Source organism: Sphingomonas sp. GM_Shp_1, from assembly GCF_026540895.1.
GTDB lineage: Bacteria > Pseudomonadota > Alphaproteobacteria > Sphingomonadales > Sphingomonadaceae > Sphingomonas.
This window is the reverse complement of record NZ_JALNUR010000005.1, coordinates 31,217-46,775: the sequence shown is the minus strand read 5'-3', so window position 1 is coordinate 46,775 and position 15,559 is coordinate 31,217. Positions and strand designations below refer to the sequence as shown.

The following is a 15,559-nucleotide window of genomic DNA, read 5'->3' as shown; positions in this document are numbered from 1 at the left end:
CGGAGTTGCCCCCTTGCTGGAACCTGTCTCCCACCTAGATCGCTGATAAGGACAAGCGGACGTCGCGGGCGTAGGTCGCGGGCGTTGCGTGCGCCGACAAGGCGACGGGATTTGGGAGAATTGGGTTGCCTTCTTTCGCGACAGACGATGCCCCCATTGGCACGAAAGGCCTGGACGATGTGCTCAGGGGCGGGCTGGAACGGGCGCGGACGTTTCTCCTCGAAGGCAACCCGGGCACCGGCAAGACGACGATCGCACTCCAGTTCCTGATGACCGGCGCGGCGGCGGGCGAACGTTGCCTGTATGTGACGCTGTCGGAAACCGAGGACGAACTGCGCGCCTCCGCACGCGCGCATGGCTGGGACCTTGCCGGGGTCGAGCTCTACGAACTGATCCCGCCGGAAAACCTGCTCGACGAGGATCAGCAGCAGAGCCTGCTCTATTCCTCCGATCTGGAGCTGGGCGAAACCACCAAGCGCATCTTCGAGGCGTTCGAGCGGGTGAAGCCCGACCGCGTCGTCGTCGACAGCCTGTCCGAGATCCGCCTGCTCGCGCAGAGTTCACTCCGCTATCGGCGGCAGATCCTGGCGCTCAAGCATTATTTCGCGAAGAGCCAGGCGACGGTGCTGATGCTCGACGACCTGACCACCGACACCAACGACAAGACGGTGCACTCGGTGGCGCACGGCGTCATCCGGCTGGAGGAACTCGCCCCCGAATATGGGGCGGAGCGGCGACGGCTTCGCGTCGTCAAATATCGCGGCCGCCGGTTCCGTGGCGGCTATCACGACACGACGATCGAGACGGGTGGCGTCCATGTCTTTCCGCGCCTGGTGTCGTCCGAGCACCGGATCAGCTTCCCCCGCGACATGCTGACCACCCAGTCCGCCGAGCTGAACCAGTTGCTCGGCGGCGGGATCGAGCGCGGGTCGAGCGTCTTGGTGCTGGGTCCGGCCGGAACAGGCAAGAGCTCGATCGCGCTGACCTTCATCGAGACGGCGGTGGCGCGCGGCGAAAGTGCCGCGATGTTCGTGTTCGACGAGGAAGTCGGGCTGCTGATCCAGCGCGCACTGGGTCTGGGCGTCGATCTTCAGGCGATGATCGACGACGGCAAGCTGCTGCTGCAACAGGTGGACGCCGCCGAACTGTCGCCGGGCGAATTTTCGGCCCGGGTGCGCCGGTGCGTCGAGGAATATGGCGCCAAGACGGTCGTGGTCGACAGTCTCAACGGCTATCAGGCGGCGATGCCGGGCGAGCAGGCGCTGATCCTGCACCTCCACGAACTGCTGCAATATCTCAATCGCCAGGGCGCCACGACCTTCCTGACCGTCGCGCAGCACGGGCTGGTCGGCGACATGAAGACGCCGGTCGACGTGACCTATCTGGCCGATACGGTCATCCTGCTGCGCTATTTCGAGGCGCTGGGCCGGGTTCGTCGCGCCATTTCGATCGTGAAGAAGCGCACCGGCCCCCATGAGAACACGATCCGCGAATATCGGATCGGCGGTAACGGGATCACGCTGGGCGAGCCGCTGACCAAGTTCCAGGGCGTGCTGCGGGGCGTGCCGACCCTGCACGGCGTGAACGACCTTCTGGACGGTGACGAGGCGTGAAGCGATCGACCGTTTCGGAACGTGCCCTCGTCCTGGCTCCGCGCGGTCGCGACGCCGCCCTGGCGAGCGCGATGTTGGCCGAGGCGCATCTCGAAACCGCGGTCTGCCCTTCCCTGACTCACCTGGTCGCCGAGCTGGACCGAGGCGCGGCCCTTGTCATCGTGACCGAGGAAGCGATCGCGACCAGCGACCTGTCCGCGCTGTCGGAATGGCTGGCGGGTCAGGAGGAATGGTCCGACTTGCCGTTCATCCTGCTGACCAACCGTGGCGGCGGGCTGGAGCGCAACCCCGCCGCCGCACGGCATCTGGAAGTGCTGGGCAACGTCACTTTCCTGGAGCGCCCCTTCCATCCGACGACGCTGATCAGCATCGTGCGCTCGGCGGTGCGGGCGCGACGCCGTCAATATGACGCACGCGCGCGGCTGGTCGCGTTGCAGGACAGCGAGGCGCGCTACCGGACGCTGTTCGAGAATATCGAGGTCGGTTTCTGCATCATCGACATGATCTTCGACGATGCGGGACGACCGGTCGACTATCGCTTCATCGAAGCGAACCCGGCCTTCGAGCAACAGGCCGGTTTCCAGCCCGCCGGTCGCCGGGTGCGCGAGGTCGTGCCCGAGCATGAACAGCACTGGTTCGATTTCTACGGCAAGATCGCGACGACGGGTGTCCCCGGCCGCATCGAGGAGGGCTCCGCCACGCTGGCCCGGTGGTGGGATGTCCACGCCTTTCGCGTCGGCGATCCGGCCAGCCACCGCGTCGCGGTGCTGTTCAACGACATTACCGCGCGTCGTAACGCGGAACTCCGCCTTCAGGAGATGAACGAAACGCTGGAGGCGCAGGTCGCCGCCCGTTCGGCGGAGCGCGACCGGCTGTGGAATCTGTCGCAGGATATGCTGGCCCGCGCCGATTATAGCGGGATGATGTCCGCGGTCAGCCCGGCGTGGAACTGGGTACTGGGCTGGAGCACCGAGGAACTGCTGTCGCGCGGCTATGCCACGTTCATGCACCCCGACGACGAACCGCCCACCCTCACCGCGATCGAGACGATGGCGCGCACGGGGCAGCCGACGCGGTTCGAAAACAGGATCGCCACCCGCGATGGCGACTGGAAATGGATCGAATGGACGGTCGCCCCGGAACCCGATGGCGCCAATTTCATCGCGGTCGGACGCGACCTGAGCCGTGCCAAGGCCCGCGAGTCCCAGCTCCACGCCGCGCAGGAGGCCTTGCGACAGAGCCAGAAAATGGAGGCGATGGGCAGCCTGACCGGCGGCGTCGCGCATGACTTCAACAATCTCCTGACCCCGATCGTCGGATCGCTCGACCTGCTGCATCGCAAGGGACTGGGCTCCGAACGCGAACAACGGTTGATCGACGGCGCTCTACAGTCGGCCGAGCGCGCCCGGACGCTGGTCCAGCGCCTGCTTGCGTTCGCCCGCCGTCAGCCGCTTCAGCCGATCTCGGTCGACGTGCCGCAGCTTGTGCAGGGAATGCTCGACCTGATCGGGTCGACGCTGGGACCGACGATCGCGTTGAAGCTGGAGGCCGCCCCCGATCTGCCGCTGGCCAAGGCGGATGCCAACCAGCTCGAGATGGCGCTGCTCAATCTGGCGGTGAATGCGCGGGACGCGATGCCCGACGGCGGTACGCTAACGATCGGGGTGACGCACGAATCGGTTCGCGAGCCGCGCCCCGGCCTGGCGCGCGGCCATTATATCCGGATCGGCGTGCAAGACACCGGGACCGGGATGGACGAAGAGACACGCGCCCGAGCGGTCGAGCCCTTCTTCTCGACCAAGGGGATCGGCAAGGGGACCGGGCTGGGCCTGTCGATGGTGCACGGGCTGGCGGCGCAATTGGGCGGCGCGCTGACGATCGACAGCGAGGTCGGCAAGGGCACCGCGGTCGCGCTGTGGCTGCGCGTCGGCCACGACCTTCCGGAGACGGAGCAGCGACCGGCCCAGGCCATCGAGCGCCGCGACGCGCGGGGAGTGGTGCTGTTGGTCGACGACGAGGACCTTGTGCGCATGAGCACCGCGCACATGCTCTCCGACTTCGGCTATGACGTGGTCGAGGCGGGGTCGGGGGAAACCGCGCTCCGGATGATGCGGGAGGGACTGGCCCCGAACCTCCTCGTGACCGATCACCTCATGGCGGGGATGACCGGGGCGCAATTGGTCGCCGCACTCAAGGATATCCGCCCGGGACTGCCGGCACTGATCGTGTCGGGTTATGCCGAGGCGGAGGGCATCGACCCTGCCGTGCCGCGCATCACCAAGCCGTTCCGGAGCAGCGAACTGGCCGAAGCGCTGTCGGACGTCCTGAAGTGATACCGCGAAGATGGAGGTGTCGCCGTCGCACGGTCCGCGACGGCGACATTTGTCATTCGGCCGCTTCCAACTGACGCTCGCCCCAGACGGGGAATGGATCGCGCAACGTCGTCCATAAAGCGGGTGTGAAGGCGGCGGCGGGGACGAGGCAGGCGTCCAGCCTCGCGCGGATGCGGGCCTCGTCCATCCCGATGCCGATGAAGACCAGCTCCTGCCGCCGGTCGCCCCAGATCATGTCCCAGTGTCTGGCGACGAATTCCTCGAACCGGCCGTCATCGGGCCACTGGTTCTTCGGGATCGATGCCCACCAACGCCCCATGCGCGCCGTCTCGGTCTGGCTGCCCGCCACCGCCAGCTCGCCCACCCAGTCGGGGCGCGTCGCCAACCAGAAATGCCCCTTGGCGCGCACGACATGATCCAGGCGGCCATCGGTCAGGAAGGCATGGAATTTCGCCGGATCGAAGGGCTGGCGGGCGCGATAGACGAAGCTTTCGATGCCATATTCCTCGGTCTCGGGCTGGTGATGGGCATAGCCGTACAGCTCCTTGGCCCAGAGCGGATGACGCGCGGCCTTCTCCTCGTCGAACAGCCCGGTGGCGAGCACGAGGTCCAGATCGACGCGGCCATGATCGGCGGGCACGATCACCGCATCGGCGTTGAGGCTGGCGACGAGCTTCTTCACCACCGCCAATTGCTCCGCCGATACCGACGATGCCTTGTTGACGATCACCACATCGGCGAACTCGATCTGCTCGACCAGCAGGCCGACCAGGCTGCGCGTATCGTCCTCACCCATCGTCTCGCCACGATCGGCGAGGAAATCCTGGCTGGAGTAATCGGCGAGCAGGTTCACCGCATCGACCACCGTCACCATCGTATCGAGCCGCGCGACATCGCCCAGCGATGCGCCCGCTTCGTCGCGGAAGGAGAAGGTCGTCGCCACCGGCAAAGGCTCGGAAATCCCGGTGGATTCGATCACCAGATAATCGAACCGCCCCGCCTCGGCGAGCGCACGCACCTCCGCCAGCAGGTCGTCGCGCAGCGTGCAGCAGATGCAGCCATTGGTCATCTCGACCAAGGCCTCCTCGGACCGCGAGAGCGCCGCCTCGCCGCCGCGCACCAGGTCGGCGTCGATGTTCACCTCCGACATGTCGTTGACGATCACCGCCACCCGCCGCCCCTCGCGATTGGCGAGGATATGATTGAGCAGCGTCGTCTTTCCCGCGCCAAGAAAACCCGACAGCACCGTTACCGGCAGGCGAGCGTCATGCATGACATGGGGCATCGACCAAACTCCTGTTTGCCGCTTTTCAGTGACGATATACCATAACATTGCTGATGTCACGATGCGGAATATGGCGATCAATGCACAGGGCGGGACGCGCCGTTCGCCTTCGCGAAAAACGTCCTGCCCGGTTGTCGCTGTCCGCGGAATGATACAGAGTAACGTGCGATTCCCACTGACGAGAGCGGTTCCATGCCCCGGTCCATGAACGTCCATGCCTTGCCCGTTACCCGTCGCCCGTTGCGCCATGCGGCGATCGTCGTGAGCGGCCTGCTTATCGCATTCGGTGCAGGCGGCGTTGCCGCGAAGAAGGACTATCTGGGCTATCTGACCCCCGGCGAGTTCGACGTGACGCAGGTGATCGAGCCCGCGCCGCGCAAGGGCGATCCGCGCTATGAAACCGACCGCAAGATCTTCCGCGCGACCCGCAAGCTCGTGAATACGCCACGCTGGCAATTGGCGACGAACGACGTCGATACCTCGCGGCCGGCGCTGATGCGCGATTTCAGTTGCGCCGTCGGCGTCGCGCTGACGCCGGAAAATGCACCCCTGACGCTCCGCCTGATCTCGCGCGCCGGTGCCGATACCGCCGCGCAGACCAATATCGCCAAGAATGTCTATCGCCGCGCGCGCCCCTTTCACCAGGACAAGGGGCCGGTGTGCCAGCCGGTCGCGCAGCTTGCCGACAGCTTCGACTATCCCTCAGGCCATACCACCTGGGGCTGGACCTGGGCGCTGATCCTCACCGAACTGGCACCCGACCGCGCCGGGCCGATCCTGCGCCGGGGCCGCGCCTATGGCGACAGCCGCTTCGTCTGCGGCGCACATAACGAAAGCGCGGTGGAGGGCGGGATGCTCTCGGCCAGCGCGACGATGGCGCTGGTGCGGACCAAGCCCGCCTTCCAGCAGGATCTGGCCGCCGCCCGCGACGAAATCGCCCGGCTGCGCGCCGACCCGGCCACACCCAGGCCGGAGGGTTGCGCCGCCGAGGAAGCACTGGTCGCCCAGCGCGTCATGCCGAGGCTCGACCGTTGAAGCGCGCCCTCCCCCTCCTCGCACTGGTCGCCGCCACCGCAAGCGCACAGGACTATCAACCGCGCGAGACCTTCGCGCCCTTCGACATGCCTCAGCCGGTCAACCGCTATCGCAGCGCGAACGGCCTGCCCGGCCCCGATTACTGGCAGAATCGTGCCGATTACCAGTTGCGCGTGACGCTCGACCCCGCGACCCGGACGATCGCGGGCACGGCAACGATCAGCTACACCAACAACAGCCCCGACACGCTCGACGTGCTGTGGCTGCAGATCGACCAGAATCTCTACAAGCCGGGCTCGCGCGGCGGCCTGGCGCGCGGGGGCGCCCCGGCGGGCCATAGCGATGGCATGGTGATGGAGGCGGTCAGCGTCGCGGTGGCCGGCGGTCCGGCGACGAGCGTGACGCCCTTGGTCAGCGATACGCGCGCGCAACTCCGCCTGCCCACCCCGCTCGCCTCGCATGGCAAGGCGGTGGTGACGATCCGCTATCACTACACCATTCCGGAAGGCTGGGGCGGTCGCACCTCCTGGGGGCCGTCGCCGGGCGGCGACATCTATGACGTCGCGCAATGGTATCCGCGCATGGCGGTATATGACGATATCCGCGGCTGGGACACGGCCCCGTATCTCGCGCAGGAATTCTACCTCGAATATGGCGATTTCGACTATTGGGTGACGTTGCCCGCGTCGATGCTGATGGCCGGGTCGGGCGAGTTGATGAACCCGCGCGACGTCCTGACCCCGACGCAGGTCGCGCGCCTGGACAAGGCGCGCGGCAGCGACGTCACCGTGCCCATCCGCAGCGTTGCGGAGATCACCGATCCGACCTCTCGCCCGACGCGCGGCGGCACGCTGACCTGGCATTACCGGATGCGGAATAGCCGCGACGTCGCCTTCGCCGCATCGTCCGCCTTCGCATGGGATGCGGCGCGTATCCGGCTGCCGAACGGCGGCACGTCGCTCGCCATGTCCTATTATCCGGCCGAAAGCGCGGGGACCGCACGCTGGGGCCGCTCGACCGAATATGTGAAGGACACCGTCGAGCGCTTCTCGGCGCGCTGGTTCCCCTATCCCTGGCCCGCCGCGATCAATGTCGCGGGACCGACCAGCGGCATGGAATATCCCGGCATCGTGTTCGACGCGCCCGAGGATGCGGGCAAGGAATTGTTCTGGGTCACCGCGCATGAGATCGGACACAACTGGTTCCCGATGATCGTCGGCTTCGACGAACGACGCCATGCCTGGATGGACGAGGGCTTCAACACCTTCATCGACGTCTATCAGTCCGACGAGTTCAACCGCGGCGAATATGCACCCAAACGCGACAGCGAATATGCCGAGGGCGGCGGCAATCCGGTCGACGAGATCCTGCCCGTGTTGGCCGACAAGGATGCGCCGCCGATCCTGTCGCGCGCGGACACGGTCCTCGAAAAGTGGCGGCATCCCGTCACCTATTTCAAGTCGGCGCTCGGCCTGGTGTTGTTGCGCGAGCAGATTTTGGGGCCGGAGCGCTTCGACCCCGCCTTCCGCCGCTTCATCGCCGCCTGGGCCTATCGCCATCCGCAACCGGCCGACTTCTTCCGGGCCATGGAGAGCGAGGCGGGCGAGGACCTGTCCTATTGGTGGCGCGGCTGGTACGCGCATAACTGGCAGCTCGATCTGGCGGTGACGGGGATCGAAGCCGCCAAGGACGGCACGCCGCTGATCCGCGTGGCGTCCCGCGACAGGCTGGTGATGCCCGCGACGCTGCGGGTCCGCTATGCCGACGGCAGCACACACGACGTGCGCCTGCCCGCCGAAACCTGGATACGCCAGGCATCGACCGCAGTGCCGGTGCCCGCCGGGAAGGTGGTGAAGGCCGAACTCGACCCCGACCACACGCTGCCCGATCACGACCGGTCGAACAATGCGGTCGGAGCAGCACCCTGATTCATCCGGCATGGTTTCCATGGTGCGGAAATGAAACGGATCGCGGCTTGCCCGGACGCGAAGGATGCGCAACGATGGGGGCATGACCATGGGACCGATCGTCGATCATCGCCTCCAGTCGACCAGCGATACGCTCGTGCTGAACGCACGGCCGGAGGCGATCCGGCTGTCCCCGGCCGATACCGCGGTCATCGTCATCGACATGCAGAACGCCTATGCGAGCAAGGGCGGCTATGTGGACCAGGCCGGCTTCGACATCGCCGGGGCCGCCGGGGTGATCGGTCGGATCGCCGAGGTCCTGCGCACCGCCCGCGCGGCGGGCATGCCGGTCATCTATCTGCAGAACGGCTGGGATGCCGATTATGTCGAGGCGGGAACGCCCGCTTCCCCCAACTGGCACAAGTCCAATGCGCTGAAGACCATGCGCGCGCGGCCCGAGCTTGCCGGGCAGCTTCTGGCGCGGGGCGGCTGGGACTATGAACTGGTCGATGCGCTGAAACCCCAGTCTGGAGACATCCGCGTTCACAAGACCCGCTATTCCGCCTTCTTCAACTCGCAACTCGACAGCATCCTGCGCGCGCGCGGCATCCGTACATTGGTATTCGTCGGGATCGCCAGCAACGTGTGCGTCGAATCGACCCTGCGCGACGGCTTCCACCTCGAATATTTCGGCGTGATGCTGGAGGATGCGACCCATCATCTCGGTCCCGACTTCGTCCATCAGGCGACGGTCTACAATGTCGAGAAATTCTTCGGCTGGGTGTCCACCGTCGCTGATTTCTGCGGTGCCGTCGGCCAGTTGCCGACCAAGGAGGTTTGATGCCGTTCGAGCCGATCAACCCGCCCCAATTCCCGACGCCGATCGCGCCCTATTCGGCCGGAGCGAAGGCGGGAAACACCGTCTATGTCTCCGGCGTGCTCGCGCTCGGCGAAGGCGGCGTCGTGCTCCATGTCGGTGACGCCGCCGCGCAGACGCGCCATGTGCTCGAGGTCATCAAGACGACGCTCGCCGCCGCCGGCGCCACCATGGCCGACATCGCGATGAACCACATCTTCCTGAAGGACCTCGCCGACTATGCGGCGTTCAATGCGGTTTATGCCGAATATTTTCCCGGCGACAAGCCGGCGCGATACTGCATCAAATGCGATCTGGTGAAACCCGATTGCCTGGTCGAGATCGCCAGCGTGGCCCATCTTGGCTGAGGCCGCGGGGCTTTACTACGAACTCCACGGGCCGGAGGCGGCCCCGCCGCTGATCCTGTCGAGCGGGTTGGGCGGATCGGCCACCTACTGGGCACCCAATCTGCCCGCGCTGGCGCAAGCGTACCGCGTGCTCGTCTATGACCATCGCGGCCCCGGGCGCAGCGACCGCGCGCTGCCGGACGTCGTCACGGTCGAGGATATGGCCGGGGATCTCCTGGCGCTTATGGACGCGCTCGACATCGAAAGCGCCCGTTTCATCGGACATGCACTCGGCGGGATGATCGGGATCGAGGCGGCGATCGCATCGACCCGTATCGACAGCCTCGTCGTCGTGAACGGCTGGCGAAAGCTCGATCCCCATACGCGCCGCTGCTTCGATGTCCGGCTCGATCTTCTGCGCGACAGCGGCCCCGCCGCCTTTCTGCACGCACAACCCCTGTTTCTCTACCCGCCCGACTGGATTTCGGCGAATTCCGATCGGCTCGCGGATGAAGCGGCGCACCAGCTTGCCAATTTCCCGGGCAGGGCGACGGTGGAAAAGCGGATCGCCGCGGTTTGCGCCTATGATCCGAAACTGATCGATATCACGGCCACCGCCAATTGGCTGGTGATCGGCACCCGTGACGACATGCTGGTGCCGTGGAGAAGCGCCGTGGATGTCGCGACCCCGCTGGCGTGGGCGAACAAGGCCGTCCTCGATTGGGGCGGCCATGCCTGCAACGTCACCGATCCCGATCGCTTCAACCGCCTCGTCCTCGACTTCCTCAGGAGCTAAGCCCATGCAGGTCGGCGTCTTCGTGCCCATCAACAACAATGGCTGGCTGATCAGCGAGAACGCGCCGCAGTACATGCCGTCGTTCGACCTCAACAAGGCGATCGCGCAAAAGGCCGAGGAACATGGCCTCGACTTCCTGCTGTCGATGATCAAGCTGCGCGGGTTCGGCGGCAAGACCGAATTCTGGGAATATGGGCTGGAAAGCTTCACGCTGATGGCCGGGCTCGCCGCGGTGACCGAGCGGATCAAGATCTACGCTACCTGCCCGACCCTCATCATCCCACCCGCCTTTGCCGCGCGGATGTGCAATACGATCGATTCGATCAGCCATGGGCGGTTCGGGCTGAACCTCATCACCGGCTGGCAAAAGCCCGAATACAGCCAGATGGGGCTGTGGCCGGGCGAGGAGCATTTCCGCAACCGCTACAAGATGCTCGACGAATATGCCCATATCCTGCGCGACCTGTGGGAAACGGGGCGCTCGGACTTCAAGGGCGACTATTATCGGATGGACGACTGCCTCGTCCGCCCGCAACCGACGGGCGAGATGAATATCATCTGCGCGGGCAGCTCGGACGAGGGCCTCGCCTTCTCGGCCCAATGGGCGGACTATGCCTTTTGTCTCGGCAAGGGCGTCAATACGCCCAAGGCCTTCGCCTTCAACAACGAACGCCTCGCGGCCGCGACCGCGAAGACCGGGCGCGACGTGTCGGTCTTCGTGCTGGTCATGATCATCGCGGCCGAGACGGACGAGGATGCGATGGCCAAGTGGCGAAGCTATAATGACGGCGTCGACCATGACGCGATCGCCTGGTTGAAGGACCAGGGCGCCGCCGACAAGGTCAACGCGACCACCAACGTCCGCCAGCTCGCCGCCCCCGAAGGCGCGGTCAACATCAATATGGGCACGCTGGTCGGCAGCTACGAAAACGTGGCACGGATGCTGGACGAGATGGCCGAGGTGCCCAACACGGGCGGCGTGTTGCTGACCTTCGACGATTTCCTCGAAGGCGTCGAGGCCTTCGGCACCCGAATCCAGCCCCTTATGAAAAGTCGCCGTCAGGGCTGAGACTTCGGCTCAGGATCATCCATGGCAGGCCGCTTCCGCCTCGATCACCGCACGAAAGGCGCGGGCGGTGGGGGATAGATCGGCGCGGTGGATCATCAACAGGCGGCTGGTGACGGGGGCGTCCAGCCGACGATAGACCAACGTATCGATATGCAGGCGCTCCAGCGATCGGGCCAGGATCGTCGCGCCGAAGCCCGCCGAAACCAGACCCAGCAGCGTCGCGAAGCTGCTCGCTTCATGCGCGATACGCGGCTGAAAGCCCGCATGATCGCACAGCGCCAGGAAATGCTCGTTGAACCCCGCCCCGATCGCGGGCGCATAAAGGACGAGGGGCACATCGGCCAGATCGGCGATTTGCGGGTCGGCGGGGCGCACCGCCAGCGGATGATCGGCGCGTACGGCCAGCAGCATATCTTCGGTGATGAGGCAGCGGGACACCATGCCCTTGGGCAGGCAGGGTTTGGTCGATCCACGGATCAGCCCGATATCGAGGTCCCCCTCCTCCACCCGCGCGATCTGCTCGTCGCGCCCCCGCTCCTGCAACGACAATTGGACTTCCGGATGCGCGTCGCGAAAGCGGGACAGCGCATTGCCGACGATCTGCACGAAGGGTCCCGACGGCGTGAAGCCGAGCGCCAGATGCCCGATCTCGCCACGCTGCGCCCGTCGTGCGGTCTGTGCCGCATGATCCGCCTGCGCCAGCGTCTGACGCGCCTCCGGCGCGAACAGCATCCCCGCCTCGGTCAGCTTGACGCGGCGACTGGTGCGATCGAACAATCGCACGCCCAGTTCGTCTTCCAGCGCACGGATCTGCTGGCTGAGCGGCGGCTGCGAAATGCCCAGCCGCCGCGCCGCGCGTCCGAAATGCATCTCCTCGGCGACGCACAGGAAATAGCGCAGATGCCTGAGGTCCATCGATCCATATCCCTAAGCTATCAATTGAGCCATATTATGTATTGGACCCGAAACGACCAAGAGGGCATCGCGCCAGGACCGCGATAGCGGATGCGACCATGCGCGACAGTAACATGCGCACCAGGCCGCACCGCTTCGTCGCGTCACGGGAGAGGTAAGGAAATTCGACGGCGCGTCACCCGACGGGTCGGATGAGGGGACGTGGATGATCGGTATCGTCAAGGTCGCGCTGCACAGGCCGCTGACCTTCATCGTCATGGCGATCCTGATCGCGATCGTCGGCGTGATGGCGGCGGTGCGCACGCCGGTCGACATCTTTCCCAATATCCGCATTCCGGTGATCGCGGTCGCCTGGACCTATTCGGGCCTGCCGCCCAAGGACATGGCGGACCGGATCGTCACCCCCTATGAGCGGGTGCTGACCACCACGGTCAACGATATCGAACATGTCGAAAGCCAGTCGCTTCAGGGCGTCGGCGTGGTGAAGATCTATTTTCAGCCGGGCGCCGACATCCGCACCGCGACCGCGCAGGTGACCTCGGTCTCGCAGACCATCCTGCGACAGTTGCCGCCGGGCACCACGCCGCCGCTGATCCTCAACTATTCCGCCTCTACCGTGCCGATCCTGCAACTCGCGCTGTCGGGCAAGGGGTTGTCCGAACAGCAATTGTTCGACCTGGGCCAAAACCAGATCCGCCCGCCCCTGGTGACGGTGCCGGGCCTCGCCATGCCCTATCCCTCCGGCGGCAGGCAGCGGCAGGTGCAGATCGACATCGACCCGCTGGCGCTCCAGTCCAAGGGGCTGTCCGCGCAGGATGTCGGCAACGCCATCGCCGCGCAGAACCAGATCAACCCGGCGGGCTTCGTCAAGATCGGGCCGACCCAGTATAGCGTCCGCCTGAACAATGCACCCGACACGATCGACGCGCTCAACGACCTGCCGGTAAAGGTGGTGAACGGCGCCACCATCTATATGCGCGACGTCGCCCATGTCCGCGACGGCAGCGGGCCGCAGCAGAATGTCGTCCATGTCGAGGGCAGCCGCTCGGTGCTGCTGACCGTGCTGAAGAACGGCGCGACCTCGACGCTCGCGATCGTGCAGGGCGTAAAGGACAAGCTGCCCGCCATCGCCGCCACCCTGCCCGATACGCTGAAGGTCCTGCCGATCGGCGACCAGTCGCTGTTCGTGAAGGGCGCGGTGGTCGGCGTGGTTCAGGAAGGCGCGATCGCCGCCGCGCTGACCAGCCTGATGATCCTGTTGTTCCTCGGCTCGTGGCGCTCGACCGTCATCATCGCGCTGTCGATCCCGCTCGCCGTGCTGGCCGCCGTCGCCGCGCTCGCCGCCTTCGGCCAGACGCTGAACGTCATGACGCTGGGCGGGCTGGCGCTCGCGGTCGGCATCCTGGTCGACGACGCGACGGTGACGATCGAGAACATCAACTGGCACCTCGAACAGGGCAAGGGGGTGATGGAGGCGATCCTGGACGGGGCGGCGCAGATCGTCACGCCCGCCTTCGTCTCCCTGTTGTGCATCTGCATCGTGTTCGTGCCGATGTTCTTCCTTCCCGGCGTCGCCGGGTTCCTATTCGTGCCGATGGCATTGTCGGTCGTGTTCGCGATGATCGCGTCCTTCATCCTGTCGCGCACGCTGGTGCCGACGCTCGCCATGTATCTGCTGAAGCCGCATGCGCCGGGCGAGGACGAGCATCTGGCGGGCACGCCCAACTCGCGCAATCCGCTGGTCCGCTTTCAACGCGGGTTCGAGGCGCGGTTCGAGCGGATCCGGATGGGCTATGCCGGGCTGCTCCAGCGGGCGCTGAGCGCGCGCAAGCCCTTCCTGCTGGGCTTCCTGGCGGTCGTGCTGCTGTCCTTCGCGCTGGTGCCGATGCTCGGCCGGAATTTCTTCCCCAATGTCGATTCGGGCCAGATCGCCATGCATGTCCGCGTGCCGGTCGGCGCCCGGATCGAGGATACCGCCGCGCGCTTCCAGGAGATCACGCAGGCCGTGCGCCAGCTCGCGCCCGCCGGGCAGATCGCCTCGGTCGCGGACAATATCGGCCTGCCGGTCAGCTCGATCAACACGGTCTACAACAACAGCGGCACGATCGGGCCGCAGGATGGCGACATCCTGATCACGCTCGCGGAGAAGCATCGCCCGACCGAGGAGATCGTGGCGATGCTGCGCCGCGAACTGCCGCGCCGTTTCCCCGGCACCAGCTTCGCCTTCCTGCCCGCCGACATCACCAGCCAGATCCTGAATTTCGGCGCGCCCGCCCCGATCGATATCCAAATCACCGGCAAGAACATGGAGGCGAACCGCGCCTATGCGCAGAAGCTGCTCGCCAAGGTGGCGGCCATACCCGGCCTTGCCGATGCGCGCATCCAGCAGCCGGGTCGCTCGCCGCAACTCAACGTCGATGTCGATCGCTCTCGCATCGGCCAATATGGCCTGACCGAGCGCGACGTGACGACCAGCCTGTCCAGCTCGCTCGCGGGCACCTCGCAGTCCGCGCCGGTGTTCTTCGTCGATCCGAAGTCGGGCGTATCCTATCCGGTCGTCGCGCAGGCGCCCGAATATCTGGTCGGATCGATAAGCGATCTGGCCAACGTCCCCGTCTCCGGCGCGGTCGCGGGCACGCCCCAGCCGCTCGGCGGCGTCGCCACCATCCGCCGCTCCAGCACGCTGCCGGTGGTATCGCACTATAATATCCAGCCGGTGCTCGACATCTATGCGGCGACACAGGGGCGCGATCTGGGCGCGGTGACCGGCGACGTGCAACGGGTGGTGGCCTCGCTTTCGGCACAACTGCCCAAGGGCAGCAGCGTCACCATTCGCGGCCAATATGCGACGATGAATACCGCCTTTGCCGGGCTAGGCTTCGGACTGCTCGGCGCGATCGTGCTGATCTATCTGCTGATCGTCGTCAATTTCCAGAGCTGGCTCGACCCGTTCGTCATCATCACCGCACTGCCCGCCGCGCTGGCCGGGATCGTGTGGATGCTGTTCACCACCGGTACCACCCTGTCGGTCCCCGCGCTGACCGGCGCGATCCTGTGCATGGGCGTGGCGACGGCCAACTCGATCCTGGTGGTCAGCTTCGCGCGCGAACAACTGGCCGAGTTGGGCGATGCGACCCAGGCGGCGCTCCAGGCGGGCTTGGTCCGTTTCCGCCCGGTGCTGATGACCGCGCTCGCCATGATCATCGGCATGGCGCCGATGGCGCTGGGGCTGGGCGACGGCGGCGAGCAGAATGCGCCGCTCGGCCGTGCGGTGATCGGCGGCCTGATCTGCGCGACCATCGCCACCCTGTTCTTCGTTCCCATCGTCTTCGCGTTCGTCCACCGCAAGCGCGCCGTGGCCCCGTCCCCTTCCGTGGAAATGCAGCCCAGCCATGTCTGACCA

The 15,559-nt window shown here is 66.0% G+C and carries 11 protein-coding genes; 9 read left to right on the top strand and 2 right to left on the bottom strand.

Going from position 1 to position 15,559, the window contains the following annotated elements; translation table 11 throughout:
• The first annotated feature begins 125 nt into the window (after nucleotides 1-125).
• On the top strand, nucleotides 126-1,613 hold the full coding sequence (locus OXQ33_RS04550; protein ID WP_267433507.1) for an ATPase domain-containing protein: 1,488 nt from the start codon (nucleotides 126-128) through the stop codon (nucleotides 1,611-1,613).
• A gap of 71 nt (nucleotides 1,614-1,684) precedes the next feature.
• Complete coding sequence (locus tag OXQ33_RS04545) at nucleotides 1,685-3,946, top strand: PAS domain S-box protein (protein ID WP_346015339.1); 2,262 nt, start codon at nucleotides 1,685-1,687, stop codon at nucleotides 3,944-3,946.
• A gap of 52 nt (nucleotides 3,947-3,998) precedes the next feature.
• Here the strand turns inward: OXQ33_RS04545 and OXQ33_RS04540 are convergent, their stop codons facing one another.
• The gene (locus OXQ33_RS04540) at nucleotides 3,999-5,231 is read right to left on the bottom strand and encodes a GTP-binding protein (RefSeq protein WP_267433505.1); all 1,233 of its coding nucleotides are present in this window, start codon (nucleotides 5,229-5,231) and stop codon (nucleotides 3,999-4,001) included.
• Between the two features lie 204 nt (nucleotides 5,232-5,435).
• Between OXQ33_RS04540 and OXQ33_RS04535 the strand changes: the two genes are divergently transcribed.
• The 6 genes from OXQ33_RS04535 to rutA all read left to right on the top strand — a co-directional run bounded on the left by OXQ33_RS04535 (nucleotide 5,436) and on the right by rutA (nucleotide 11,241).
• Nucleotides 5,436-6,266 carry a phosphatase PAP2 family protein gene (locus OXQ33_RS04535; RefSeq protein WP_267433504.1) on the top strand — a complete coding sequence of 277 codons (831 nt, stop codon included), beginning with the start codon at nucleotides 5,436-5,438 and terminating at the stop codon, nucleotides 6,264-6,266.
• Complete coding sequence (locus tag OXQ33_RS04530; RefSeq protein WP_267433503.1) at nucleotides 6,263-8,194, top strand: M1 family metallopeptidase; 1,932 nt, start codon at nucleotides 6,263-6,265, stop codon at nucleotides 8,192-8,194. The genes OXQ33_RS04535 and OXQ33_RS04530 overlap by 4 nt, the downstream gene beginning before the upstream one ends.
• 82 nt (nucleotides 8,195-8,276) lie before the next feature.
• Nucleotides 8,277-9,014, top strand: coding sequence for a pyrimidine utilization protein B (gene rutB / locus OXQ33_RS04525; RefSeq protein WP_276039804.1), 738 nt, complete (start codon nucleotides 8,277-8,279; stop codon nucleotides 9,012-9,014).
• On the top strand, nucleotides 9,014-9,397 hold the full coding sequence (gene rutC / locus OXQ33_RS04520) for a pyrimidine utilization protein C (RefSeq protein ID WP_267433502.1): 384 nt from the start codon (nucleotides 9,014-9,016) through the stop codon (nucleotides 9,395-9,397). The genes rutB and rutC overlap by 1 nt, the downstream gene beginning before the upstream one ends.
• Complete coding sequence (gene rutD / locus OXQ33_RS04515; protein WP_267433501.1) at nucleotides 9,390-10,172, top strand: pyrimidine utilization protein D; 783 nt, start codon at nucleotides 9,390-9,392, stop codon at nucleotides 10,170-10,172. Before rutC ends, rutD begins: the two co-directional genes overlap by 8 nt.
• A gap of 4 nt (nucleotides 10,173-10,176) precedes the next feature.
• Nucleotides 10,177-11,241 (top strand): pyrimidine utilization protein A, encoded by a 1,065-nt coding sequence (gene rutA, locus OXQ33_RS04510; RefSeq protein ID WP_267433500.1) that lies wholly within the window; start codon nucleotides 10,177-10,179, stop codon nucleotides 11,239-11,241.
• A gap of 15 nt (nucleotides 11,242-11,256) precedes the next feature.
• Here rutA and OXQ33_RS04505 read toward each other — a convergent pair whose 3' ends face one another.
• On the bottom strand, nucleotides 11,257-12,156 hold the full coding sequence (locus OXQ33_RS04505) for a LysR substrate-binding domain-containing protein (RefSeq protein WP_267433499.1): 900 nt from the start codon (nucleotides 12,154-12,156) through the stop codon (nucleotides 11,257-11,259).
• A gap of 205 nt (nucleotides 12,157-12,361) precedes the next feature.
• Here OXQ33_RS04505 and OXQ33_RS04500 point away from each other — a divergent pair, with 205 nt between their 5' ends.
• On the top strand, nucleotides 12,362-15,556 hold the full coding sequence (locus OXQ33_RS04500; RefSeq protein ID WP_267433498.1) for an efflux RND transporter permease subunit: 3,195 nt from the start codon (nucleotides 12,362-12,364) through the stop codon (nucleotides 15,554-15,556).
• Nucleotides 15,557-15,559: the final 3 nt, after the last annotated feature.

What these genes read in the sequence shown, in the direction of transcription:
- OXQ33_RS04545 (WP_346015339.1), top strand. Translation starts at nt 1,685, where the DNA reads ATGTTGGCCGAGGCGCATCTCGAAACCGCGGTCTGCCCTTCCCTGACT.
- OXQ33_RS04540 (WP_267433505.1), bottom strand. Translation starts at nt 5,231, where the DNA reads ATGCCCCATGTCATGCATGACGCTCGCCTGCCGGTAACGGTGCTGTCG.
- OXQ33_RS04535 (WP_267433504.1), top strand. Translation starts at nt 5,436, where the DNA reads ATGAACGTCCATGCCTTGCCCGTTACCCGTCGCCCGTTGCGCCATGCG.
- rutB (WP_276039804.1), top strand. Translation starts at nt 8,277, where the DNA reads ATGACCATGGGACCGATCGTCGATCATCGCCTCCAGTCGACCAGCGAT.
- rutC (WP_267433502.1), top strand. Translation starts at nt 9,014, where the DNA reads ATGCCGTTCGAGCCGATCAACCCGCCCCAATTCCCGACGCCGATCGCG.
- rutA (WP_267433500.1), top strand. Translation starts at nt 10,177, where the DNA reads ATGCAGGTCGGCGTCTTCGTGCCCATCAACAACAATGGCTGGCTGATC.
- OXQ33_RS04505 (WP_267433499.1), bottom strand. Translation starts at nt 12,156, where the DNA reads ATGGACCTCAGGCATCTGCGCTATTTCCTGTGCGTCGCCGAGGAGATG.
- OXQ33_RS04500 (WP_267433498.1), top strand. Translation starts at nt 12,362, where the DNA reads ATGATCGGTATCGTCAAGGTCGCGCTGCACAGGCCGCTGACCTTCATC.